General features: G+C 71.3%; 22 protein-coding genes and 1 tRNA gene. 13 read left to right on the forward strand and 10 right to left on the reverse strand.

Translation table 11 applies throughout. From position 1 onward, the window contains the following. Positions 1-41 precede the first annotated feature (41 nt). Together H9L09_RS06925 and H9L09_RS06930 are read left to right on the forward strand one after the other, a co-directional pair. Positions 42-776, forward strand: a complete 735-nt coding sequence (locus H9L09_RS06925) for a class I SAM-dependent DNA methyltransferase (RefSeq protein ID WP_187579942.1) — start codon at positions 42-44, stop codon at positions 774-776. Between the two features lie 147 nt (positions 777-923). Beyond that, positions 924-2,516 carry a hypothetical protein gene (locus tag H9L09_RS06930; protein ID WP_187579943.1) on the forward strand — a complete coding sequence of 531 codons (1,593 nt, stop codon included), beginning with the start codon at positions 924-926 and terminating at the stop codon, positions 2,514-2,516. Positions 2,517-2,660: 144 nt separating this feature from the next. On the opposite strand, the gene H9L09_RS06935 is transcribed toward H9L09_RS06930, so the two are convergent. Together H9L09_RS06935 and H9L09_RS06940 are read right to left on the reverse strand one after the other, a co-directional pair. Further along, the gene (locus tag H9L09_RS06935; RefSeq protein ID WP_187579944.1) at positions 2,661-3,428 is read right to left on the reverse strand and encodes a hypothetical protein; all 768 of its coding nucleotides are present in this window, start codon (positions 3,426-3,428) and stop codon (positions 2,661-2,663) included. Positions 3,429-3,599: 171 nt separating this feature from the next. Continuing rightward, positions 3,600-4,115, reverse strand: coding sequence for a hypothetical protein (locus tag H9L09_RS06940; RefSeq protein WP_187579945.1), 516 nt, complete (start codon positions 4,113-4,115; stop codon positions 3,600-3,602). 54 nt (positions 4,116-4,169) lie between these two features. Here H9L09_RS06940 and H9L09_RS21570 point away from each other — a divergent pair, with 54 nt between their 5' ends. The 3 genes from H9L09_RS21570 to H9L09_RS06950 all read left to right on the forward strand — a co-directional run bounded on the left by H9L09_RS21570 (position 4,170) and on the right by H9L09_RS06950 (position 4,952). Then, positions 4,170-4,544 (forward strand): GNAT family N-acetyltransferase, encoded by a 375-nt coding sequence (locus tag H9L09_RS21570; protein ID WP_223164240.1) that lies wholly within the window; start codon positions 4,170-4,172, stop codon positions 4,542-4,544. A 9-nt stretch (positions 4,545-4,553) separates the two neighbouring features. Beyond that, positions 4,554-4,721, forward strand: a complete 168-nt coding sequence (locus H9L09_RS21575; protein ID WP_223164241.1) for a GNAT family N-acetyltransferase — start codon at positions 4,554-4,556, stop codon at positions 4,719-4,721. A gap of 158 nt (positions 4,722-4,879) precedes the next feature. After that, positions 4,880-4,952: transfer RNA gene (locus H9L09_RS06950), tRNA-Lys, on the forward strand. A 61-nt stretch (positions 4,953-5,013) separates the two neighbouring features. On the opposite strand, the gene H9L09_RS06955 is transcribed toward H9L09_RS06950, so the two are convergent. Next, positions 5,014-6,216 (reverse strand): IS481 family transposase, encoded by a 1,203-nt coding sequence (locus tag H9L09_RS06955; RefSeq protein ID WP_187578499.1) that lies wholly within the window; start codon positions 6,214-6,216, stop codon positions 5,014-5,016. Positions 6,217-6,594: 378 nt separating this feature from the next. On the opposite strand from H9L09_RS06955, the gene H9L09_RS06960 reads away from it, so the two are divergent. Together H9L09_RS06960 and H9L09_RS22420 are read left to right on the forward strand one after the other, a co-directional pair. Continuing rightward, complete coding sequence (locus tag H9L09_RS06960; RefSeq protein ID WP_223164242.1) at positions 6,595-8,823, forward strand: arylsulfatase; 2,229 nt, start codon at positions 6,595-6,597, stop codon at positions 8,821-8,823. Beyond that, on the forward strand, positions 8,820-8,945 hold the full coding sequence (locus H9L09_RS22420) for a hypothetical protein (RefSeq protein WP_281390837.1): 126 nt from the start codon (positions 8,820-8,822) through the stop codon (positions 8,943-8,945). The genes H9L09_RS06960 and H9L09_RS22420 overlap by 4 nt, the downstream gene beginning before the upstream one ends. A gap of 54 nt (positions 8,946-8,999) precedes the next feature. On the opposite strand, the gene H9L09_RS06965 is transcribed toward H9L09_RS22420, so the two are convergent. After that, a complete protein-coding gene (locus H9L09_RS06965; RefSeq protein ID WP_187579946.1) occupies positions 9,000-9,320 on the reverse strand; it encodes a hypothetical protein in 321 nt (106 codons plus the stop codon). A 205-nt stretch (positions 9,321-9,525) separates the two neighbouring features. Between H9L09_RS06965 and H9L09_RS06970 the strand changes: the two genes are divergently transcribed. Together H9L09_RS06970 and H9L09_RS06975 are read left to right on the forward strand one after the other, a co-directional pair. After that, complete coding sequence (locus H9L09_RS06970) at positions 9,526-10,092, forward strand: RNA polymerase sigma factor (protein ID WP_187579947.1); 567 nt, start codon at positions 9,526-9,528, stop codon at positions 10,090-10,092. Next, positions 10,089-10,931 (forward strand): hypothetical protein, encoded by an 843-nt coding sequence (locus H9L09_RS06975; protein ID WP_187579948.1) that lies wholly within the window; start codon positions 10,089-10,091, stop codon positions 10,929-10,931. Before H9L09_RS06970 ends, H9L09_RS06975 begins: the two co-directional genes overlap by 4 nt. 83 nt (positions 10,932-11,014) lie before the next feature. On the opposite strand, the gene H9L09_RS06980 is transcribed toward H9L09_RS06975, so the two are convergent. Then, entirely contained in the window at positions 11,015-11,857 is an 843-nt protein-coding gene (locus H9L09_RS06980) for an MIP/aquaporin family protein (protein WP_187579949.1), read from the reverse strand. 193 nt (positions 11,858-12,050) lie between these two features. Here H9L09_RS06980 and H9L09_RS06985 point away from each other — a divergent pair, with 193 nt between their 5' ends. After that, positions 12,051-13,544 carry an amino acid permease gene (locus tag H9L09_RS06985; RefSeq protein WP_187579950.1) on the forward strand — a complete coding sequence of 498 codons (1,494 nt, stop codon included), beginning with the start codon at positions 12,051-12,053 and terminating at the stop codon, positions 13,542-13,544. Positions 13,545-13,556: 12 nt separating this feature from the next. Here H9L09_RS06985 and H9L09_RS06990 read toward each other — a convergent pair whose 3' ends face one another. After that, complete coding sequence (locus H9L09_RS06990; RefSeq protein ID WP_187579951.1) at positions 13,557-14,108, reverse strand: GAF domain-containing protein; 552 nt, start codon at positions 14,106-14,108, stop codon at positions 13,557-13,559. A 236-nt stretch (positions 14,109-14,344) separates the two neighbouring features. On the opposite strand from H9L09_RS06990, the gene H9L09_RS06995 reads away from it, so the two are divergent. Then, the gene (locus H9L09_RS06995) at positions 14,345-15,076 is read left to right on the forward strand and encodes a maleylpyruvate isomerase family mycothiol-dependent enzyme (RefSeq protein ID WP_187579952.1); all 732 of its coding nucleotides are present in this window, start codon (positions 14,345-14,347) and stop codon (positions 15,074-15,076) included. A gap of 18 nt (positions 15,077-15,094) precedes the next feature. On the opposite strand, the gene H9L09_RS07000 is transcribed toward H9L09_RS06995, so the two are convergent. Together H9L09_RS07000 and H9L09_RS07005 are read right to left on the reverse strand one after the other, a co-directional pair. Next, entirely contained in the window at positions 15,095-16,039 is a 945-nt protein-coding gene (locus tag H9L09_RS07000) for a pirin family protein (protein WP_187579953.1), read from the reverse strand. A gap of 28 nt (positions 16,040-16,067) precedes the next feature. Continuing rightward, positions 16,068-17,069, reverse strand: coding sequence for a cation diffusion facilitator family transporter (locus H9L09_RS07005; RefSeq protein WP_187579954.1), 1,002 nt, complete (start codon positions 17,067-17,069; stop codon positions 16,068-16,070). A gap of 152 nt (positions 17,070-17,221) precedes the next feature. Here H9L09_RS07005 and H9L09_RS07010 point away from each other — a divergent pair, with 152 nt between their 5' ends. Beyond that, on the forward strand, positions 17,222-18,352 hold the full coding sequence (locus H9L09_RS07010) for a glutamate--cysteine ligase (protein ID WP_187579955.1): 1,131 nt from the start codon (positions 17,222-17,224) through the stop codon (positions 18,350-18,352). Positions 18,353-18,361: 9 nt separating this feature from the next. Here H9L09_RS07010 and H9L09_RS07015 read toward each other — a convergent pair whose 3' ends face one another. Then, entirely contained in the window at positions 18,362-19,120 is a 759-nt protein-coding gene (locus H9L09_RS07015) for a dienelactone hydrolase family protein (RefSeq protein WP_187579956.1), read from the reverse strand. Between the two features lie 72 nt (positions 19,121-19,192). Here H9L09_RS07015 and H9L09_RS07020 point away from each other — a divergent pair, with 72 nt between their 5' ends. Beyond that, positions 19,193-20,044: an aldo/keto reductase gene (locus tag H9L09_RS07020; protein ID WP_187579957.1), complete on the forward strand. Its 852-nt coding sequence runs from the start codon at positions 19,193-19,195 to the stop codon at positions 20,042-20,044. A 299-nt stretch (positions 20,045-20,343) separates the two neighbouring features. Here H9L09_RS07020 and H9L09_RS07025 read toward each other — a convergent pair whose 3' ends face one another. Then, positions 20,344-21,081 carry a polyamine aminopropyltransferase gene (locus H9L09_RS07025; RefSeq protein WP_187579958.1) on the reverse strand — a complete coding sequence of 246 codons (738 nt, stop codon included), beginning with the start codon at positions 21,079-21,081 and terminating at the stop codon, positions 20,344-20,346. Positions 21,082-21,574: the final 493 nt, after the last annotated feature.

Below are 21,574 nucleotides of genomic sequence, written 5' to 3' on the forward strand. Positions count from 1 at the left end.
CCCGTCGACACGGCTGTCCCGGCCCGGCAGGCTCGGGCGCCATGACGAGCAGCGACCTGTGGGACCAGGCGACGGCGGAGCGGTACGACGAGCTCTGCGCGGACATGTTCGCGCCCGAGGTGCTCGACCCGGCCGTCGACTTCCTCGCGCGCCTGGCCGCGGACGGGCCGGCGCTCGAGCTCGCGATCGGCACCGGACGCGTGGCCGTCCCGCTCGCTGCCCGCGGCATCCCCGTGTCGGGCATCGAGCTGTCCGAGCCGATGGTCGCCCAGCTGCGGCGGAAGGCGGACGAGGCCGCGCTGCCGGTCACCGTCGGTGACATGGCCACCGCCCGGGTGCCCGGCGAGTTCTCCCTGGTCTACCTGGTCTGGAACAGCATCGGGAACCTGCGCAGCCAGCAGGAGCAGGTCGCCTGCTTCCGCAATGCCTCCCGGCACCTGCGCCCCGGCGGTCGATTCGTGATCGAACTGTGGGTGCCCCCGATCCGCCGACTTCCGCCGGGTCAGGTCGCGGTCCCCTTCGCCATCGACGAGGGGCACCTGGGCTTCGACACCTATGACCTCACCACCCAGCGCGGCACCTCGCACCACTACCGGGCCACCGGCGACGGACAGGCGACGTACGGCCCCAGCAACTTCCGCTACATCTGGCCGGCGGAGTGCGATCTCATGGCGCAGCTGGCCGGGCTGGAGCTCGAGCAGCGGGTCGCCGACTGGGACGGCAGCCCGTTCACCTCCGACAGCGAGAGCCACGTCTCCGTCTGGCGCAAGCCGTAGGCGCCGGCTCGCGGAAGCCCCGCGTGGGGTGGGTTGTTGGAAAGAGACAGATTTCTGCCGGTTCCGTGTCACGCTGCAGCTCCGGTGTCGCGTCTCGGCGCACTGCGGTCATCACTGACCGACCAGGAGATCAGGTAGCCCTTCCGCATGCGCAACCTCACGCACCGCCGCCCCGTCCGTGCCTCCTTGTCGTTGATGGCGGTGTCCAGCCTCACCGTCGCCGGCCTCAGCATGAGCGCGGCTGCACCAGCCAACGCCGAGAGCGACCCGGCGCGACAGTTCACCGCCTCGGCTCAGGCGACCGGTCTGACCAGCAAGCTCGCAGTGCCGATGACCCAGTTCGACAAGGGCGTGTGGATCGGAGTGGCTTTCGGTCACGTCTCCGCGACCTCCGACGGCGACGCCCGCGCCAGCATGGGCCAAGGGGTGCAGTCCAGCCCGGCAGCCCCCGAGAACACCGCCGTGAACGCCGAGCACGTGGACCCGGTCCAGGGGCCCGGCCCGATCACTGACTCCTCCCCGGCCACCACGGTCGGCGGCGAGTTCACCATCGGAGCCGCGTCCACCTCCGCCCAGACGGACTTCCCGGCAGCGGGCCTCTGCACCCCGGCAGGGGTCCCGATGACCGCCTCCACATTGACCACCGACAGCCTCGACGTGGAACCGTATGACTACCTCCACGACCCGCGCACGGCTGTCGACCTGGTGGATCTCCTCACCCCGGAGACCGTCACCTCGAGCACCCGGATGATCACCAACGGACAGCCGGGCATGCGGGGGGTGGTGAGCACGAGCGAGTACTCGGGAGCCCGCTACAGCCTCCTGAACGGCACCGTCAAGGTCACCGCCTCCGCGGCAAAGATGGTCACCACCGCGGACGGGGTGAACCCGAGCACCTTCGAAGCGGTCGACTCCGTGATCACGGTGGAGGAGCGGAACGGGAAGGTCACGGTCCTCGCGCCCGGGTCCCGGACCCGGTACATCGACCCGGCCAACCCCAATGCCTCGATAGACCTCATCGTCTCGATGGGCGCTTCCGGGTACGAGATGGCTGAGAACGGAACCACCGCCAACAGCTATGCGCCCAGCTTCGCGGCCCAGTTCACCGACAGCCAGTTCGGGACGGTCGGCAGCGTCACAGCAGGAACCTTGTACGCCGACATCAAGGTTCCCGTCGGGGGCGTGGACTGCAGCCACCCGATCGTCCCCGACGACGACGCGGACGGTCTCACCAACGCCGAGGAGAGCACCCTCGGCACGGACCCGAACGACCCGGACACCGACCGGGACCGGCTCAGCGACCTGCAGGAGGTCACCGGGTCGTCGAACGGGAAGTACGGCAACCTGGCCACCGACCCGACGGCCAAGGACTCCGACGAGGACGGGCTGGGTGACGGACGCGAGGTGCTGGGCATCGACACCGTCCGACTCAGCAACGTGAAGACGGACCCGAACGTGCGCGACACCGACGGCGACAGGCTCAAGGACGGCGTCGAGGTCAGGGGCTTCACGAACACCCTGTGGGGCCGGACGCTCAAGTCGCACCCGCTGCGGGTCGACACCGACAAGGACGGACTCAGGGACCGCCAGGAGGTCACCGGTTCCCGCAACGACAAGTTCGGCAACGAGCCGACCAGCGCGTGGAGGAACGACGCCGACGGTGACGGGGCGCACGACCTGGACGAGATCCGGGCGGGGTCCAACCCTGCTGACCGCACGTCGAGGCCCCGCACCCGGTAGCACCCGAACACCGTGTGGCGGTGCAGTGTCTGCGAGACAGTGAACGACGAGGAGTGGCCCTACGACGACGACCTGAGCTTCCGCATGGTTCCGGTGCCCGGCGGATGCATCAGGGTGGGCACGCCGCGCGGGCTGCGGTAACAGCTACCGGGCGTCGAGCATCCGCGTGAGCCCCCGCACCCGTAGCCGGTCGCCAGTGGCGGCATCGAGAGACCAGCGACCGCGAGGGTGATGAAGGACCAGTCCGGCGGGGGCGAGCATCCGTGCGGGCAGCGCACACTCGAGGTGGCCGGCGGCGAGGTAGGTGTACACGCCGATGAGCCTCACCCGGGAGTCGGTGTGCACGTCGACCTTGGTGCCGACGATCGTGTAGATCGGGCTTGTCGACGAGGACCGCGGACGCGCACCGGCGGTGTCGGCCGAGGAGCCGCCCCACTCGATGGAGGACGGCATCCGGGAGTGCACCGGGTGCGTGAGGATGACCTCGCCTGCGGTCTCGCCCCAGAGCGCATGGTCGGAGCGATTCACGATGGTCAGTTCGAGCCAGATGCGCTGGCCGGCGGGACCTGGCTCTCGGAGCAGCCGGTAGGTGACGTCAACCTGGTCACGCATCTTGTTGCAGGCGGCTTGGTGCCGTCGTTGCTGGGCCCGAGCTGTCCGGCGGGCCGTCGGGGGCGGCGGCAACTCGGTCGATCCCGCGGCGCCGCCCTGCCGGCCTTCCCCGGCGCTCCACTGGCGCCCCTCGACGGCGTGCTGGGCGGACTTCTCCTCCATCGTCTCGGTGCGGCTCGGAGATGCTGTCGCAGCGTTGTCGCGGTCGGACTGCGGGGTCGGTGGCGCCGTACAACCAGCGAGGATGAGCAGCAAGGCGAGAGCAACTGGTGTCCGACCAGCGATCACGAGCGCCATCACGGCACCGCCCTCAAACGCAAGGCCCAGATTACCGTCACGGTGTGGGCGCTGCCTACCGGCACGTTCCTGGATCTGCACGCCAAGCGCGCCCGGTCATCGCCTCCACTGTAGCTTGTCGCCGCGCTGTTCTCTGTGCCGCATTCCGCACGTCCGTCGGCGCTGAGCACCGAGCTACGAGGGCACGTAGTCGCAAAGCTCACCGGCGGGCATCACACGTACACCCGCGTCCAGCTCTACGGCACCCTTCCCGACTGGGGACTCGTACTGGACGGCGACGTCGAGGTCGACTGGCTCGACAAGCTTGTCGCCGTGGAGAGTCATAGCGACCAGCGCTTCCTGACCTGGTGCGAGGGTTGACGACAGCTCTGCTTCCTGGGTGTCGGGCAGCCGGCCGCCGGTGACGCCGGCGTCGGCCCAGTCGACGTCTGCGAGAAACCAGCCCTCAACCTTGACCCGATCGCTGTCAACGGCGACGCCGACCACGGTGACGTCGGCCTCGGAAGTGTTCTGGATCGTCTCCCACGCTATCGAGGCAAACCCATCGTCGTGAACCGGCACGCACACCGTGTTCCCGTGGCCCGGTCCTTCCCCGACGGTATCGAGGGGCCCCTCGCTATCGTCCTCCTCCCCGCCGCAACCAGCGAGGAGGACGACTACGAGGAAGAGCCCGGCGGTTGATCGCGTCATCGCGGTGAGGCCTCCGGGGGTGACTTGGTGGCGCCTCGCGGCGGTCCTGGGACGATGGCCAGCGTGCTGCCGACTTCGATGCCACGCCTGCAGGGACGCTCGGTCGTTCTGCGCCCTTTCGAGCCAGCAGATCAGAGCTTGGTCGCATCGGTGGCGTCCGACACGCTGATCCCGCTCATCACGACCGTGCCTCGCGGGGGTGGCCCCGAGGAGGTGGCTGCGTACATCGAGCGGCAGCAACGGCGCCTCGCTGAGGGGGCTGGCTACTCCTTCGCCATAGCCGACGGCTCGACCGGCGAGGGGGTGGGACAGATCGGGCTGTGGCTACGCGATGCCGACCAGGGCAGGGCCACGATCGGCTACTGGGTCGCTCCTCACTTCCGACGCCGCGGTTTTGCGCGCGACGCTCTGGCCACCCTGACGGCCTGAGCGGACGCGTTGGAGGACATCCACCGCGTTCAGCTCTTCGTCGAACCGTGGAACGCCGGTTCCTGGAGAGCCGCGGAGGCCTGCGGCTACGACCGCGAAGGGCTTCTGCGTGGCTGGGAACTCGTCGGCGACCAGTACAAGGACATGTACGTCTACAGCCGCGTCAAGGCCATCTGACGGCTGTACGACGGCCTTCCGGGCTTCTCCCGACGTCGCTGCCCAGGCGCTGCGCCAGGGGGTCCGGGACCGGAGGGGTCGGCACCTGTTTGACCTGCGATACTTCAGCCCGACACGGGGAAGTCCTTGAGGATCTTTCGGATGAGTCCCCATGTTCCGGGCCTCTAGCTCAATTGGCAGAGCAGCGGACTTTTAATCCGCGGGTTGTGGGTTCGATCCCCACGGGGCCCACCCTGTGATCTCTCAAGAGATCGGCGACACCCGGACCCACGATTCGTGGGTCCGGGTTTCGTCATTTTCGGGTGGGTCCTTTGGGTGCTCCGGTGGCTTGGTAGTTCTTGGTGGGGTCGATGGTGAGCTCGCGGAGGAGTTCGCCGGTGACGGCGTTGACGATCCGGACGTGGAGGTCTTGGACGAGCAGGATCACGTGGGTTCGGGCTTGGGTTCGGCCGATGCCGATGTGGTGGAGCGTGCCGTTGACGCGCAGGGTGACGCAGCCGGAGTCGTCGATGCGGTCGTGGCGGATCCGGTCGTGGGTGTCGGTGTCGCGGCTGGGACCGGGTAGCGCTTTGGGGAGTGAGTTGTAGATCGTGGCGGGGGTGGCTCGCTGCGGCAGGGAGCGGTGGGGTCGGCGGTGGTTGTACTCGTCGCTGAACTGGTCCAGGAGCCTCTGGAGCTCGGCGATGGTGGCGGGTTGGGCGGGCTGGCCGCGGAGCCATTTCTTCATGGTCTGTTGGAACCGCTCGACTTTGCCGCAGGTGGTGGGGTGGTTGGGGCGGGAGTTCTTCTGGGCGATGTGGAGCCCTCGGAGCTCGGCTTCGAGTGAGTTGCGTCCGCCGCGGCCGCCGGCGAAGCGGGTGGTGTAGACCATGCCGTTGTCGGTGAGGGTGGAGGCGGGGATCCCGTGTGCGGTCAGGGTGTTGCGGAAGGTGGCCAGGACGATCGGCCCGGTGATGCGGGGGTGGGCGCTGATGTGCAGGGCGTAGCGGGAGCAGTCGTCGAGCCAGCTGATGATCTCGACATCGCGGCCGGGTTGGCCGGTGGCGGGGGTGAGTCGGTAGTGGGTGAAGTCCGATTGCCAGGTCTCGTTCGGCATGGCTGCCTGGAACCGGATGTAGGAGGCCTTGGGACGCTTCTTCGGCTCGGGGACCACCAGCCCGGCGCGGGTGAGGTAGCGGCTGATCGTGGCCAGAGACACGGTCACCTGGTGGTGCTGGGCCAGGTGCCAGGCGATGGTGTCCGGTCCGGCGTCCAGGCCGGCGGCGGACAGCTTCTCGCGCAGCTCGATGATCAGGTCGACGGTCGCTCGGGGTAGTGCGGTGGGGTTGGTCTTCGGTCGGCGGGACCGGGGCTCGAACGCGGCCTCGCCTTCGGCCTCGTAGCGGGCCTTGAGCTTGTAGACCCAGGCCCGGCTCACGCCGTATCGGGTGGCGACCTCCGCCGGTCTCTGGTGGTCAACGAACAGGGCGGTCAGGACCAGGCGCGCCTTCGACATGGCTGAGCATCGCCACGAGACAGGTGTCGCCGATGTCTTGAGAGATGTGTCGCCGATGTCCTGATGGAACACACCACGGGGCCCACCCTGTGGCTGTGTCGCTCCGGTCGAGGGGTGACGGCGCTCGTAGACGGACATGCGAAGGCGGACGAGCCGGGCGAGAGCGCCGCCTGAGTCGGTGGTGGCGCGCCGCTGTCTGCATGTCCGTGCACGCGTCGCCCGCCCGAGACCGCAGCAGCGCTGCGCACGCGGTGCGGTCGGCATCCCGAGGCACCGGCGCCTCGCGGGCCTCCGGGTCATCCGCACCGGGGGATGCGGCACGCCGCCCGGGTGCCCTGTCCTGGGTCGCAAGGTCTTCGTGAGGAGAGCGGCTTCGCCATGGCGCTGAGCGAGTACGACCCGGGATCGGCCTTCCCCGGAACCATCGGCAGGACCGTCGACGAGTCGACGCCGGCCTGGCCGAGGCCGAAGCGTGCCACCCCGGGCACACCGAACGTGCTGATGATCGTCCTCGACGACACCGGCTTCGGGCAGCTCGGCTGCTACGGCAGCCCGATAGAGACACCGAACTTCGATGCGCTCGCCTCGGACGGGCTGCGCTACAACAACATGCACACCACGGCACTGTGCTCGCCGAGCCGCTCGTGCATCCTCACCGGGCGCAACCACCACAGCAACGGGATGGCGGCCATCACCGAGCTCGCCTCCGGCTACCCCGGCTACAACGGCGTCGTCCCGTTCGAGAACGGCTTCCTCTCGGAGATGCTGCTCGGTCATGGCTACAGCACCTTCATGGTCGGCAAGTGGCACCTGACGCCCAGCAACCAGGAGACCGCCGCCGGGCCCTACGACCGCTGGCCGCTGGCCCGCGGCTTCGAGCGGTTCTACGGCTTCCTCGGCGGTGACACCAGCCAGTGGTATCCCGACCTGGTCTACGACAACCACCAGGTCACCCCACCGGCGACTCCTGAGGAGGGCTACCACCTCACCGAGGACCTGGTCGACAAGTCGATCGAGTTCATCGCCGACGCCAAGCAGGTCGATCCCGACAAGCCGTTCTTCCTCCACCTCTGCTTCGGGGCCACGCACGCGCCCCACCACGTCCCGAAGGAGTGGGCGGACAGGTACGCCGGCAAGTTCGACGACGGCTGGGACGCCTACCGCACGAAGGTCTTCGCCAAGCAGAAGGAGCTGGGGATCGTCCCGGCCGACGCCGAGCTGTCCCGGCAGGACCCGGACGTGCCGGACTGGGACGCCCAACCCGAGCCGGCGCGCCGGCTGTTCAGCCGCATGATGGAGGTCTTCGCCGGCTTCCTCAGCCACACCGACCACCACGTGGGCCGGCTGCTCGACTTCCTCCGCGAGCAGGGGCAGCTGGACAACACGATCGTGATGGTGGTCTCCGACAACGGCGCCAGCGCCGAGGGAGGGCCCACCGGCACGACCAACGAGGCCCAGTTCTTCAACAACGCGCAGGAGTCGCTCGAGGACAGCCTCAAGGTCATCGACGAGATCGGCGGCCCCAACCACTTCAACCACTACCCGTGGGGTTGGACCTGGGCCGGCAACACCCCGTTCCGGCGTTGGAAGCGGGAGACCTACCGCGGCGGTGCCTCCGACCCCTTCATCGTCTCGTGGCCGCAGGGCATCAAGGCCAAGGGCCAGGTACGGACGCAGTACGCCCACATCATCGACATGGTCCCGACCGTCCTCGACCTGCTCGGGATCGAGCCGCCCGCCACCATCAGGGGCGTCACGCAGTCGCCGCTCCAGGGGGTGAGCCTCGCGCACACCCTCGACGACGCCGAGGCGGCCAGCACGCACCACACCCAGTACTTCGAGATGCTGGGTCACCGCGCGATCTACCACGACGGGTGGCGTGCCGTCTGCCCGTGGCCCGGGCCCTCGTTCACCGAGGCCGGCATGGGCTTCGGAGAGCCCATCTCGGCGGAGAAGCTGACCGAGCTGGACTCCCAGGGCTGGGAGCTCTACCACGTGGCCGAGGACTTCGCCGAGAACCACAACGTCGCCGAGCAGCATCGCGACAAGCTCATCGCGCTGATCGGCACCTGGTACGTCGAGGCAGGCAAGTACGGCGTCATGCCCGTCGACGGCAGCGGCCTGGCCCGCATGGCCGCCGAGAAGCCACTGGTGTCCGTGCCGCGGGAGCGCTACGCCTACCGGCCGAACACGCAGTCGATCCCGTTCTTCGCCGGCGCCCGCGTCTCAACCGACCGCACAGCATCACCGCGACCGTGGAGCTGCCGGACGGAGGGGCCGAGGGGGTGCTGCTCTGCCAAGGTACGGCGGCCGGCGGGTACTCGCTCTTCCTCAAGAACGGCAGGCTGCACTACGTCCACAACTACCTGGGCCGCAGCCTGCACCGCGTCACCACACCGGAGCCCCTTCCACCCGGCGCCCACGAGCTGCGCTTCGAGTTCGAACCGACCGGCGAGCCGGACCTGCCGAACGGCCGGGGCACTCCCGGGCGGATGCAGCTCTACGTCGACGGCAACCTGGTCGCCGAGGAGCAGGCCCCGGTCACCATCCCCTTCGCGATCAACCCGGGTGCGCTCAGCTGCGGGCACAACCCGGGCTCCCCGGTGACCCCGGACTACGGCTCACCGTTCCGGTTCACCGGGACGCTGCGCGAGGTCGTCATCGACGTCTCCGGTGACCTCATCACCGACAGCGAGAGCGAGGTACGCATCGCCATGGCGCGCCAGTAGAACCCCCTGGCCAGGTCGCCGTGCGCCCTCAGGTGCGCGGCGACCCGTGCGCGCCTACCTCAGCTCGACGCCGACGACACCGACGAGGTGACGGCACATCCCCGGCAGGCTCAGCTCGGTCCAACGAAGGTCGGCGAGGAACCCCACGACCCGTGGCACCCGTGCGTCGTCGCGCCCAGCCGGCTCCAGCCGGTCCCACGGGCCCACCGCCGCCCCGTGCACCCCGGAAAGCGCGGCTGCCAGCTCGACCCTGTCGCGGGCGGCAAGGCCGAACCGCGCCAGCAGCTCCGGAGTGAAGCCTCGCCACGGGTACGGCGCCAGCGCGGTCGTCAGGGCCGCGACGACCGCCTCGTCGCTCGGCGTTCCGGCGCTCACGTCCTCGTCCGCGCAGTCGTCATCAGAGGTGGAGTACCCGACCTCGACGCGGGCGAAACCGCCTCCCCGCAGCAGACGGCGTTCGGCAACGCCAAGCTCGACAGCCTTCCCGCCCCTGCAGACACCCGGCACGGATCACCGCTCGTTCACGAGGTCACGCGACCGATTGCGACACACTTGCCCGGGTGGCGGACAGGTGGGGGACATGAGTGATCCTTCGCGGGCTCCTGATCCGGAGCACACCTTCACGACGCTGTACGAGGCGGTCTACGGCGACCTCGTACGTTTCGTCCAACGTCGCACCCACGCGCCCTGTGCGGAGGACGTGGTCGCAGACGCGCTCATGGTCGTGTGGCGGCGGCTCGACGAGGTGCCGGAAGCCCCCGAGGACGCCCGGGCGTGGATCTTCGGGATCACCCGGAACATCCTGCTCAACGAGCAACGCGGTGAGCGGCGAGGTCGCGCGCTGAGGGTGCGCCTCGCCGACACCGCGACCGGTTCGCTGGCCGACCCCGAGGCGGAGGGGGTGGTGAGCCGTGTGGACCTGACCCGAGCATGGCTCCTTCTCTCCGCCGTTCACCAGGAGGCGCTCACCCTCGCTGTCTTCGAGGGACTGCGGGCCCCGCAGGCAGCCGCCGTGCTGGGCATCTCGCCCGTTGCCTTCCGGCTGCGCGTGAGCCGGGCACGTCGAGCGCTCCGACTCCACCTCCACCACCAACCGCAAGCGGTCGGCCTGTGCGCCGACGCCCCAGAGAGGTCCCTCCGGTCATGACCCGCATCCACGACATCGACACCGCCTTGACGACCCTCGACGTAGCCGACCCCGACGTCGACCCCGCCGGCCCCCGGGCCCGCGCCGACCTGCAGCGCATCCTCGCCACCACCCGGCCTGCCCTGCCTGCGCCAGCGGACCGGCATCGCCGGTCCGCTGCCGGAGGGCGCCGTGGTCCCGGACGCGCGGCCCACGGCGCCCGCAGGTTCGCACTGGCCGGTGGGGTGCTCGCCACAGTGGCCGGAGGCATCGTGGCGCTCCCGGCACTCACCGGCGGAGACCAGGCCTTCGCCAGCTGGACCCAAGCCCCGCACGGCATGACGGCGACGCAACGTGCTGACGCCGTCGACGGCTGTCGCCGGACACAGGAGGACGCGGGTGAGGGCACGTACGCCGACGAGCTGAGGGGCGCCGAGGTCGCCGTCGCGGAACGACGCGGCGTGTGGACCACCGTGGTCCTCGCCGGCAGCGACGGGTTCTCCGCCCTGTGCATCTCCGACGACTCCGCCCACCTGTTCGCCAGGGACGCGATCGGCTCGATCGGCACACCCACCGGCTACGCAGCGCCCGGGCCACGAGAGCTGGTCGCGACGGACCTGGGCACCGGCAGCATGGACGCCGGCGACCTGTCGATGGCCGTCGGCAGCGCCGGCTCCGCCGTCGCCGGGGTGACCTACCACAGCCAGATCCACGGCGACGTCGTCGCGACGGTGTCCCACGGACGCTTCGCGCTCTGGCTGCCCGGAGACGAGCTGGAGGACGCCTCGGCGGATAACCCCGTCGAGGTCGAGGTGACCTATGACGATGGCAGCACCGGCACGAGCAAGCTGACCCTGTGACCCTCTGACCCGACAGCCCCCCGTGACCGGGCCGGTGCGGTCGGGCGCCGGCGACGTCGTGCGGCCGGCTGCTGCAGGAAGGCTCAGACCGCGCCCCGCCGGTCCTCGTCGTCACCGGGAAGCACCGGCCGGTCAAGGGTCCCCTGCGCCGCTACCGCGCCGCCCAGGTCCGCGGGGCCCCGGAGCACCAGCGCGAAGGCCACAGCGACGGCGGCACCGAGCACCGGTCCGACGACGTACACCCACAGGTGCGAGAAGTCGCCGGTCACCAGGTTCGGGCCGAGGCTGCGGGCGGGGTTCATGGAGGCGCCGCTGACCGGGCTCGCCCACAGCCCGGCCAGGGCGATGTAGCCGCCGACGCCGAGGGCGGAGAGCGGGCCGACGTTCTGCGACCGCGAGGCGGTGCCCATGATCACGCTGAACAGACCGAGGGTGAGGACCAGCTCGATCAGCATCGCCTGCAGGTCCCCGACCCCGGCGCCCGGCTCGGTCGCGCCGAGTTCGCCCACCTCGCCGAGGACCGCCCGCAGGAACACCACCGCGAGCGTCGCCCCCACCACCTCCGCGAGGAGGTAGCCGGGCACGCGACGCCACGGGAAGTCGCCGCGCAGCGCGAAGCCCAGGGTGACCGCCGGATTCAGGTGCGCGCCGCTGACCGCCCCCATGAACAAGATGATCGCCATCACCATCAGGCCGGGCGCGGTGACGGCGGCGCTCCGCGACACCTGACCGTCGCTGAGCTCGCCGACCACCACTCCGCCAGCGGCGACCAGCACCAGGAAGAAGGTGCCGAGCACCTCCGCGAACAGCCGGCGCCACTCCCGGCGCGGATCCTCGAAGGCCCGCCGCACCGGCCCGATCTCGACCGGCTCCGCGCCGCCACGGCTGCCGTTGCCGCGCCCGCGGCCGGCCGATGACGAGAGCATCCCTCGCCCCCTCCCGCCGAGCGGACCGACCGTCCGGTCTCCGGTCCGGACAGGATCCAGCGTCCCACGCACGCCGCCGGGACGAGGCCCGATTCGCGATCCAGAGCCCCGGCCCCTGCCGCCCACCGACCCGCGACCGACCGACGTGAGCGTCGCCACGTTAGGTCGCCGACGGGCGGGGTACACCCCGCGGGTGAACCTGACCCGCACCAAGTCGGTCGAGGACATCCTCGCCCACACCGCCGAGCCCGCCGCCGACGAAGCCACCTCGACGACCCGGCTGCGTCGCCGGCTGGGGCCCTTCGACCTGATGGGCTTCGGCATCGGGATCGTGATCGGCACCGGCATCTTCACCCTCACCGGCGTGGCGGCCAAGGACTCCGCCGGGCCGGGCGTGGTGATCTCCTTCGCCCTGGCCGGCTTCGTGAGCCTGCTCGCGGCGCTCTGCTACGCCGAGCTCTCCTCGGCGGTGCCGACGGCCGGTTCGGCCTACACCTACGCCTACGCGACCATCGGCGAGATCTTCGCGTGGATCATCGGCTGGGACCTGATCCTGGAGTTCGCACTGGGTGCCGCCGTCGTGGCCCGCGGCTGGTCCGGCTACCTGGCCGAGCTCGTCGACTCGCTTCCGGCGAGCCTGTTCGGCGAGAGCGCGACGGTGAACCTCGGCGCGCTCGGCATCACCCTGGTGCTCGGGGTGGTGGCCTATGTCGGCATCCGGGAGTCCAAGTGGGTGACGAACGTCCTGGTGGTGGTCAAGGTGCTGGTCTGCCTGTTCGTGATCGTGGCCGGCGCGTTCTTCGTCAAGGCGAGCAACTGGGCCCCGTTCATCCCGGGCGCGGAGGCGCCGCGGGAGTCCACCAGCGGGCTCACCCAGCCGCTGTGGCAGGCGCTGGTCGGGGTCGAGCCGTCGGTCTACGGGATGGCCGGCGTGCTCTCCGCGGCCGCCATCGTGTTCTTCTCCTACACCGGCTTCGAGGCGGTCGCGAACCTCGGCGAGGAGACCCGCAACCCCAAGCGCGACCTGCCGCTCGGGCTGCTCGGCACGTTGCTGATCTGCACCTTCCTCTACGTCGGTGTCTCCGCGGTGCTCACCGGGATGGTGAACTACACCGACATCAACGAGGGCGCGCCGATCTCCTCGGCGTTCGAGGACGTCGGCCTCGGCTGGGCGGCCACCTTGGTGGGCATCGCCGCTCTCGCCGGGCTGACCTCGGTGATCCTGGTCGACCTCGTCGCGATGGGCCGGATCGGCTTCGCGATGGCCCGCGACGGGCTGCTGCCGAAGGGGCTGGCCAAGGTCCACCCCAAGCACGGCACCCCCAGCCTGATCACGCTCTTCACGGTCGCGCTGGTCGCGGTGCTGGCGGCCTTCGTGCCGCTGACGGCGCTCGCGGAGATGGTCAGCATCGGCACGCTCTTCGCGTTCACGATCGTCTCCCTCGCGGTGCCGGTGCTGCGCCGTACCCGTCCTGAGCTGCCGCGTCCGTTCCGCACCCCGTTCTCCCCGGTGCTGCCGATCCTGTCGGCAGTGCTGTGCGTGGCGCTGATGGGCAACCTCTCGATCGAGACTTGGATCCGCTTCGCGGTGTGGATGGCGCTCGGGCTCGTCCTCTACTTCACGTACGGCGCCCGTCGCGGTCGCCTCGCGCAGCAGGAGGCGCAGGCGCAGCCGGCGTCGCGCTGACCTGCCGCCGGCTCAGGACTCCGCCTCGAAACCGCCGAGCGTCCGCAGGCAGTCCACGCCGAGCGCTGCGCGGTCGGCGAACGCACACACCAGCGCCTCGTCGTCCTCACTGAACGGCCGGTCGTTGACCAACCGGATCACGATGACCCCACCGAGCAGCTGCCCGCGAGCGATCATCGGCGCGGCCAGCACCGCCCGGATCGGGTACTGCGCCAGGAAGCCCAGCCGCGTCGCGGGGGTCTCCGGTGGCGGGTCCCCGGCGGCCAGCTCCCACCGCTGCGGCGTGCGCTCCGCCATCACCCGCTGCCAGATCCCGCTGCTGCCGACCTCCGTCGTCTCCTCCATCGCGGCCAGCAGCGCGGCCTGCACCTCGACGTCGGGATGGTGGGCCGCCAACGGCACTAGCCGACGGCCGTCCGCGGAGAGCCCCCGGAGCGCCACCGCGTCAGCCGTCACGACGGCGAGCTCCTCGACCAGCACGTCGAGGAGGTCGCGCAACCCGTCCCGGAGCCGGCGATCGACACGGTTCACGAGCCACAGCCGCGCGGCGCTCGCTCCCTCCACGCGCCACCCCCTTCGGACCCCGCGGTCCGGGCCCCGCTCGGCAGGGTCGCGACCCCGCCGGGGTGCCGTTCGGACCGTCGTCGCCTCCCCCGCGCCGATCAGTCAAGGGGAGGCTACTGCGGAACGCCGGCGGACGACGCCCCATTTTCCCAAAGTCAGCTCCGGGGGCCGGAGTGCCCTCGCGCGGGTGGCCGCCGGTGCCTACGCTGGCCGTGACCCGCCCCGAGGAGGCCCCCGTGGACATCGAGCAGTCGAGCCGGCAGTCGATCGCGCTGCCGAACCTGGTGGAGATGGTGACCGCGTCGACGCGCTACCTCGGCGCCCTCAGCGACCTCACCGACGACGACGTACGCGCACCGTCGCTGCTGCCCGGCTGGACCCGCGGGCACGTCATCACCCACCTGGCTCGCAACGCCGACGGGCTGTGCCGGCTGCTGCACTGGGCGGAGACCGGCGAGGTGCAGTTCATGTACGACTCCGCGGAGCAGCGCGACGCCGACATCGAGGCCGGCGCCGGCCGGTCCGCGCACGACCTGCGCGTCGACGCCTCCGCCTCGGCCGGCCGCTTCCTCCAGGCGATCAACGAGCTCGACGTGCGCCACGAGGACAACCCGGTCGCGCGCCGGCCCGGTGACGCGAGCTTCCCGGCCCGGGAGATCCCCACGCACCGGCTCGTCGAGCTGCAGGTGCACCACGCAGACCTCGGGATCGGCTACACCCCCGAGCACTGGCCGGCGGGGTTCTGCGACGTGCTGCTCTCGCTGGTGGTGCCGGACCGCGCCGCGGGACCGTCCATGCTCCTCCGCGCCACCGACGGCGCCGGCCTGTGGCAGTACGGCGAAGCGGGGGACGGCCCGACCGTCGAGGGGCGTGCCTGCGACCTGGCGTGGTGGGCGATCGGCCGCGGCGACGGCTCCGGGCTGACGTCCTCCTCCGGGGAGCTGCCGGCCCTGAGCCGCTGGCGCTGAGGCCGCACCGGCCGGCGGTCAGCCCCAGGCGCTGCGGTCGCCCGCAGCCGGAGGCTCCACCCGCGGCCGCAGCCGGGCGTTCGGCAGCGGGGGCGCCGGCAGGCGCTGGGTGTGCCCGGCGTACCCGCGGACCTCGCCGAAACGGTCCGAGCCCTGCTCCCACGCCTCCCGCGCCGCCACGATGTCCTCGTGGGTGCGGCCGACGAAGTTCCACCACATCACGATCTCCTCGCCGAACGGCGTGCCGCCCAGCAGCAGCACCCGGGCCGGCTCGTCGGTGTCGTTGACCAGCCCGGCGCGATCGGTGCCGGGGGCGAGGTAGCCCAGCTCCGCTCTCTTCAGCTGGGTGCCGGCCAGGGTGACCGGCCCCAGGTCGACCAGCACGCCGTGCTCGAAGGACGGGTCGAGCTCCAGCGGCACCTCCGCCCCGGGAGCCAGCACCAGCTCGACGCCGAGCAGCGGTGAGTACGTCGGGACCGGGGAGGCGGTCCCGGCGAAGGAGCCGACGAACACCCGGGCCACCGCGCCGTCGAGCTCAACCGGCTCGGGGGCGTGGTGGGCGAAGTCGCGGGGCACGTGCCGGGCCGCGTCGGGGAGCGCGACCCACAGCTGCACGCCGTGCAGCACCTCGGTGCCGGGCGGGGAGACCTCCGAGTGGGCGACCCCGTGCCCACCGGTCATCAGGTTGACCTCGCCCGGGCGCACCACCGCGTGCACGCCGAGGCTGTCGCGGTGCTCGATCTCGCCCTCGAACAGCCAGCTCACCGTCTGCAGGCCGGTGTGCGGGTGCGGCGGCACGTCCATGCCGCCGGTGCCGGCGACATCGTCGGGACCGTAGTGGTCCACGAAGCACCAGGCCCCGATCAGGGAGCGCCGCCGCTGCGGCAGCGTGCGCCGCACGGTCATCGCGCGCGGACCCCCCAGCGGCACCTCGCGGGCGGTCACGACCTCTACCTCAGTCATGCCTCCCACTGTGACAGAGGCGCGTGGCTCAGAGGCCGGGCTCGTCCGGGGTGGCCAGGGTGAGCACGGCCTCCCGCACGAAGGACTCGGTCTCCAGCTCGGCCTCCAGCTCGCGCAGCCGGTAGGCCACCTGGGACTCCAGCTGCTCCCCGTCGAGGTCGACGCTGGCGATCAGGAGCGTCTTGCGTGGGCCGACGAACTCCATCCGCAGGTAGGCCACCCGCTGCACGCCGGGCAGCTCCTTGAGCCGCGCGATGGTCAGCCGGCGCAGCTCCGGGTCGCTCTCCTGGCCGGTGATGAAGCGGCGGTTCTGGTTGATCAGCACCACGGCCACCACCCCGAGGAGGATGCCGACCAGGATCGAGCCGATCGCGTCGTACACCGCGTTGCCGGTCAGCTGGTGCAGGAAGACACCGAGACCCGCGATCACCAGGCCGACCAGGGCCGCGGAGTCCTCGGCGAAGACGGCGCGCAGCGTCGGGTCGGAGGTCCGCAGCGCGTGGTCCAGCACGTCCCGGTCGAGGTTCTTGGCCTCCTTGCGGGTCTGCCGGTAGGCCTGCGTGAACGACGCGCCCTCGAAGACGAAGGCGATCGCCAGCACGACGTACGCCCAGGTGTAGGAGGCCTCCTCCTCCGAGGAGGCGCCCAGCGTCGAGATGCCGTGCCAGATCGAGACCACCGCGCCGGCGGTGAACAGCCCGAAGGCCGCCATCAACGACCAGACGTAGGCCTCGCGGCCGTAGCCGAGCGGATGGGCCGGGTCCGGGTCGCGCCGGGACCGCTTGTCGGCGATGAACAGCAGGATCTGGTTGCCGGTGTCGGCCCAGGAGTGCGCCGCCTCGGCGAGCATGGACGCCGACCCCGACATCAGCGCGACGACCGTCTTGCCGATCGCGATCGCCAGGTTGGCGAAGAAGGCGATGATGACGGTGGTGGTGGTCTCGCCGCCGCCGCTCTCCTCCTTCCGGCCCGTGGTCTTGCTCCTGGTGCCCCCGGAATCCTGCTCCGCTGCTGTCGCCTGCTCGCTCATCGCTCTCCTCGGCTCGTGCCCCTGGAGACTGGTGCCCGTTCGGGCGATTGCGAAACCGCAATACTGGGAGCGACCAAAGAACGGGCGTCTCCGGGTCTGCGCTCGTGAACGCCGACTTTCCCGCGACGCGACCGCAGTGGTGTCATGGAGGGGTGCCCGTCGAGTTCCGCAGCTCCCCGCAGCCCACCGTCGGCGTCGAGTGGGAGTTCGCACTGGTCGACCAGGTCACCCGCGACCTGTCCAACTGCGCCTCCGAGGTGTTCGACGCGGTGCATGCCTCCGCCGGCTCGCTGATCGACGAGTCGAAGCTGCACAAGGAGCTGCTGCGCAACACCGTCGAGATCGTCACCGGCATCTGCGAGACGGTCCCCGAGGCGGTGGCCGACCTTGCCGGGACCACGCGCGTCGTACGCCGGACCGCGAGCGAGCTCGGCGCCGACCTCTACTCCGCCGGCACCCACCCGTTCGCCGAGTGGTCCCAGCAGCTGCTCACCCCCGGCGAGCGCTACGAGGAGCTGATCTCGCGGACCCAGTGGTGGGGTCGGCAGATGCTGATCTGGGGACTGCACATCCACGTCGGCATCCGCCGTCGCGAGCACGTGCTGCCGATCGTGAGCAGCCTGCTCAACTACTTCCCGCACCTGCAGGCGCTCAGCGCGTCCTCGCCGATGTGGAGCGGCACGGACACCGGCTACGCCAGCAACCGGGCGATGATGTTCCAGCAGCTGCCGACCGCGGGGCTGCCCTTCCAGTTCCAGACCTGGGAGGAGTACGAGCACTTCGTCGACGACCAGTTCACCACCGGCGTCATCGAGCACCTCAACGACCTCCGTTGGGACGTGCGCCCCTCCCCCGCGCTCGGCACCGTCGAGGTCCGCATCTGCGACGGGGTCTCGAACCTGCGTGAGCTCGGCGCCCTCACCGCCCTCACCCAGTGCCTGGTCGTCGACCTGGACCGGCGCCTGGAGGCAGGCGAGGAGCTGCCGACGCTGCCGCCGTGGCACGTGCAGGAGAACAAGTGGCGCGCCGCGCGCTACGGGCTGGACGCCGAGATCATCCTCGACTCCCGCAACCGCGAGCGTCCGGTCACCGAGGACCTCGACGAGCTGCTGGACCGACTCGCTCCGCTGGCCGACGAGCTCGGCTGCGCGCAGGAGCTGGCGGGGGTCGTGGACATCACCAAGCTCGGCGCCTCCTACCAGCGGCAGCGGCAGGTGGCCGCCGACACCGGCGGCGACCTCGTCGCGGTCGTCGACTCGGTGGTCGCCGAGCTCGAGCCGTGAGCGCTGGGCTCAGCCGGCGAGGCAACGCCGGAACAGGTCGCTGAGCCGCTCCCAGTGCCGCTCGGTGGCGGCGGGGTCGTAGGCCGCGGTGTCGGCCATCGTGAACCCGTGCTGGGCGCCCTCGTAGAGCTCGGCGCGGTGGTCGACCCCGGCGTCGGCGAGCGTCTTGGCGACCAGCTGCTGCTGCTCGGGCGGCATGGAGCCGTCGTGGTCGGCGTGCCCGACGTACACCTCGCCGGCGATCCGGCCGAACGAGCGGTGCGGGCTGTCCGGGGCGTCCGTCGCCAGCCGGCCGCCGTGGAAGCTGGCCGCGGCCGCCACCCGGTCCGGTGCCTCCGCCGCGGTGCGCAGCGCCAGCGCGCCTCCCATGCAGTAGCCGACGGTGCCGACCGGCCCGTCGCTGACCCGCTCGTCAGCCTCAAGCGCCGCGAGGTAGGCCCGGGCGTCGCGCATCGCCAGGTCCGGGGTCAGTGCCGCCATCAGCGGCCCGAGCTGCTCGAACATCGCGTGCCGGCCCTCGGGGCTCGTCAGGTCGCCGAGCTCGACCACCGGCGCCCGGCCGCTGCGGTAGAAGACGTTCGGCGCCAGGACGACGTACCCCTCGCCGGCCAGCCGGGCCGCCATCTCCTCGATCCGGGGGCGCAGCCCGAAGGCGTCCATGTAGAGCAGCACCCCGGGATGCGGGCCGCCGTCGGTGGGAGCGGCCAGCAGGGCGTCCGCCGCGCCGTCGGGGGTGGGGACCTCGATAGTTGTAGTGACCACGCTCATGTCGCCCAGTGTGTCAGGTGCCCGAGCGGGGCTCCCGGGACCGCCTCGCGAGCCGCTTCCTATGGTGGACCCATGCGAACCAGACGAATCGGCGACCGGCACGTCAGCGCGATCGGGCTCGGCGCGATGCCGATGTCGGTGCGGGAGCACAACGACGAGGAGCGGGCGCTGGCGACGGTACGCCGCGCGCTCGACCTCGGCGTCACGCTCATCGACACCGCCGACGCCTACTCCCCCGACGAGGCCACGTTCGGCCACAACGAGGAGCTGATCGCGAAGGCGCTGGCGGCGTACGGCGTCGGCCCCGACGACGTCCTGGTCGCTACCAAGGGCGGCCACACCCGCCGCGGCACCGAGTGGGAGCTCGACGGCCGGCCGGAGTACCTGCGCGAGGCCTGTCTGGCCTCGATGAAGCGGCTCGGGGTCGACCGGATCGGGCTGTTCCAGCACCACCGGCCGGACCCCGAGTTGCCCTACGAGGACACGATCGGTGGCCTCGCGGCGCTGCTCGAGGAGGGGCTGATCGAGGCCGCCGGGATCTCCAACGCCGACCCCGGGCAGATCCGACTCGCGCACGGCATCCTCGGCGACGGCCTGGTCGCCGTGCAGAACCAGTTCTCGCCGGCGTTCCGCAGCTCGCAGCCGGAGATCGACCTGTGTGCCGAGCTCGGCCTGGCCTTCCTGGCCTGGAGCCCGCTCGGCGGGATGTCCGACGCCGCGGCGCTGGGCAGCAAGTGGGAGGCCTTCGACGAGGTGGCGCGCAAGCACGGCGTCAGCCCGCAGCAGGTCTGCCTGGCCTGGGAGCTGTCGCTGTCGGAGGCGGTCGTGCCGATCCCCGGCGCGAGCCGACCGGAGAGCATCAGCGACTCGGTGGCGGCGGTCGACCTCGAGCTGGACGCGGAGGACCTCGCCGCGCTCTCCTGAGTCCGCTCACCGCGGCTCGCGGGCGGCGCCGGTCCAGACCGCGCGCCAGGTCAGACCCCCCGAAGCGGACGAAGGGCCGGCCGGTGCCGGCGTCCGGCGCGACCTCAAGCATGCCGGCGCGCCGTTCGGGGCACAGCACCATCGTGCTGTCGCGGCGATACCGGGGGCATCCGCGGCAGGGGGACGCACACGCGGCCCCCGCCCGTTCGGCTTCGTGCCGGCGGGCGGGGGCTCTGCCGTGCTGGTGCCGGGGGCTCGGCGCCGCGGGCTGAGCGCATCCGGGCTCAGCGCATCCGGGCTCAGCGCCTCCGGGCGAGGTAGACGGTGTTCGTCGACTCCCCGCCGGTGTACCTGTTCGCGAAGGCCACGACCTCGCCGGCCACGTCGACGTACACCTGGCGGAGCAGGTCGAGGAACGCCTCGTCCGGCGGGTCGTCGGACCAGATCCCGAGCACGCCGCCGGGCAGCAGGTGGGCTTCCATCGCACTCAGCCCCTCGACGGTGTAGAAGTCCCGGTGGCTCTCGTTGAGCAGGTGGTGCGGGGTGTGGTCGATGTCGAGGAGTACGGCGTCGTACCCGGCGCCCGACAGCGCGGGCGCGCCCACCGCGTCGGTGGTCTGCCGGCCCGCCACCGCGGCGAAGAAGTCGGCGTGGACGAGGGCCAGCCGGGGGTCCGCGACCAGGCCCGCGGACGCCGGCAGCAGCTCGCGCCGGTGCCAGTCGATCACCTGCTCCACCGCGTCGAGCACGGTCACCGCACCCACCCGCTCGTCCTCGAGGGCGGCCTGCGCGGTGTAGCCGAGGCCGAGGCCGCCGACCAGCACCTGCCAGCCCCGCTCGGGTGGCTCCGCGAGCCGGGCGAGGACCAGCCGGGCCAGCTCCTCCTCGGCGACGGTGAAGGCGCTCGACATCAGGAACTCCTCGCCGAGCTTCACCTCGAAGACGTCGGCCTCGAGCACCGCGTCGAAGCGGCGGCGCAGCGTCACCGGCCCCATCGGGGTCTCCTGGTGGTCGAGCTCCTCGAAGCGGCGGCTCATGCGGGTCTCGGGGGACGGCGGCTCGGCATGGGTGCAGGCTACCGAGCGCCGGGGTTGGCGGTCGGTAGCCGGAGGCGGTGGTGCGCTCGGTGCTGCCGGTGCGGGCCGGTGCCGCCGGTGCGGGCCGGTGCGGCCGGCCGGTACGGGCCGGTGCCGCCGCAACGAGCGGTCACCGTGCGCGCTCGCTGCACACTGCACGGGCGCTGGCTGGGTGCCCCGCTGCGCAACCAGCGGTCACCGTGCGCGCTCGTTGCTGATTCCCCGCCCGAAAACAGCAACCAGCGGTCACCGTGCGCGCTCGCTGCAAACTCCACGGGCGCTGTCGGGGTGCGCACCGCGCCGGAGCCCCCGCTGCGCGACCAGCGGTCACCGTGCGCGCTCGTTGCTGTTTTCCCGCTCGAAAACAGCAACCAGCAGTCACCGTGCGCGCTCGCTGCAAACTCCACGGGCGCTGTCGGGGTGCGCACCGCGCCGGAGCCCCCGCTGCGCAACG

This window comes from Nocardioides mesophilus, assembly GCF_014395785.1.
In the GTDB taxonomy this organism is placed as follows: Bacteria; Actinomycetota; Actinomycetes; order Propionibacteriales; family Nocardioidaceae; genus Nocardioides_B; species Nocardioides_B mesophilus.

Bases quoted from the DNA above. Each gene is read 5' to 3' on its own strand.
- H9L09_RS06925 (WP_187579942.1), top strand. From the start codon at position 42: ATGACGAGCAGCGACCTGTGGGACCAGGCGACGGCGGAGCGGTACGAC.
- H9L09_RS06930 (WP_187579943.1), top strand. From the start codon at position 924: ATGCGCAACCTCACGCACCGCCGCCCCGTCCGTGCCTCCTTGTCGTTG.
- H9L09_RS06940 (WP_187579945.1), bottom strand. From the start codon at position 4,115: ATGACGCGATCAACCGCCGGGCTCTTCCTCGTAGTCGTCCTCCTCGCT.
- H9L09_RS21570 (WP_223164240.1), top strand. From the start codon at position 4,170: ATGGCCAGCGTGCTGCCGACTTCGATGCCACGCCTGCAGGGACGCTCG.
- H9L09_RS06955 (WP_187578499.1), bottom strand. From the start codon at position 6,216: ATGTCGAAGGCGCGCCTGGTCCTGACCGCCCTGTTCGTTGACCACCAG.
- H9L09_RS06960 (WP_223164242.1), top strand. From the start codon at position 6,595: ATGGCGCTGAGCGAGTACGACCCGGGATCGGCCTTCCCCGGAACCATC.
- H9L09_RS06970 (WP_187579947.1), top strand. From the start codon at position 9,526: ATGAGTGATCCTTCGCGGGCTCCTGATCCGGAGCACACCTTCACGACG.
- H9L09_RS06975 (WP_187579948.1), top strand. From the start codon at position 10,089: ATGACCCGCATCCACGACATCGACACCGCCTTGACGACCCTCGACGTA.
- H9L09_RS06980 (WP_187579949.1), bottom strand. From the start codon at position 11,857: ATGCTCTCGTCATCGGCCGGCCGCGGGCGCGGCAACGGCAGCCGTGGC.
- H9L09_RS07000 (WP_187579953.1), bottom strand. From the start codon at position 16,039: ATGACTGAGGTAGAGGTCGTGACCGCCCGCGAGGTGCCGCTGGGGGGT.
- H9L09_RS07005 (WP_187579954.1), bottom strand. From the start codon at position 17,069: ATGAGCGAGCAGGCGACAGCAGCGGAGCAGGATTCCGGGGGCACCAGG.
- H9L09_RS07015 (WP_187579956.1), bottom strand. From the start codon at position 19,120: ATGAGCGTGGTCACTACAACTATCGAGGTCCCCACCCCCGACGGCGCG.
- H9L09_RS07020 (WP_187579957.1), top strand. From the start codon at position 19,193: ATGCGAACCAGACGAATCGGCGACCGGCACGTCAGCGCGATCGGGCTC.
- H9L09_RS07025 (WP_187579958.1), bottom strand. From the start codon at position 21,081: ATGAGCCGCCGCTTCGAGGAGCTCGACCACCAGGAGACCCCGATGGGG.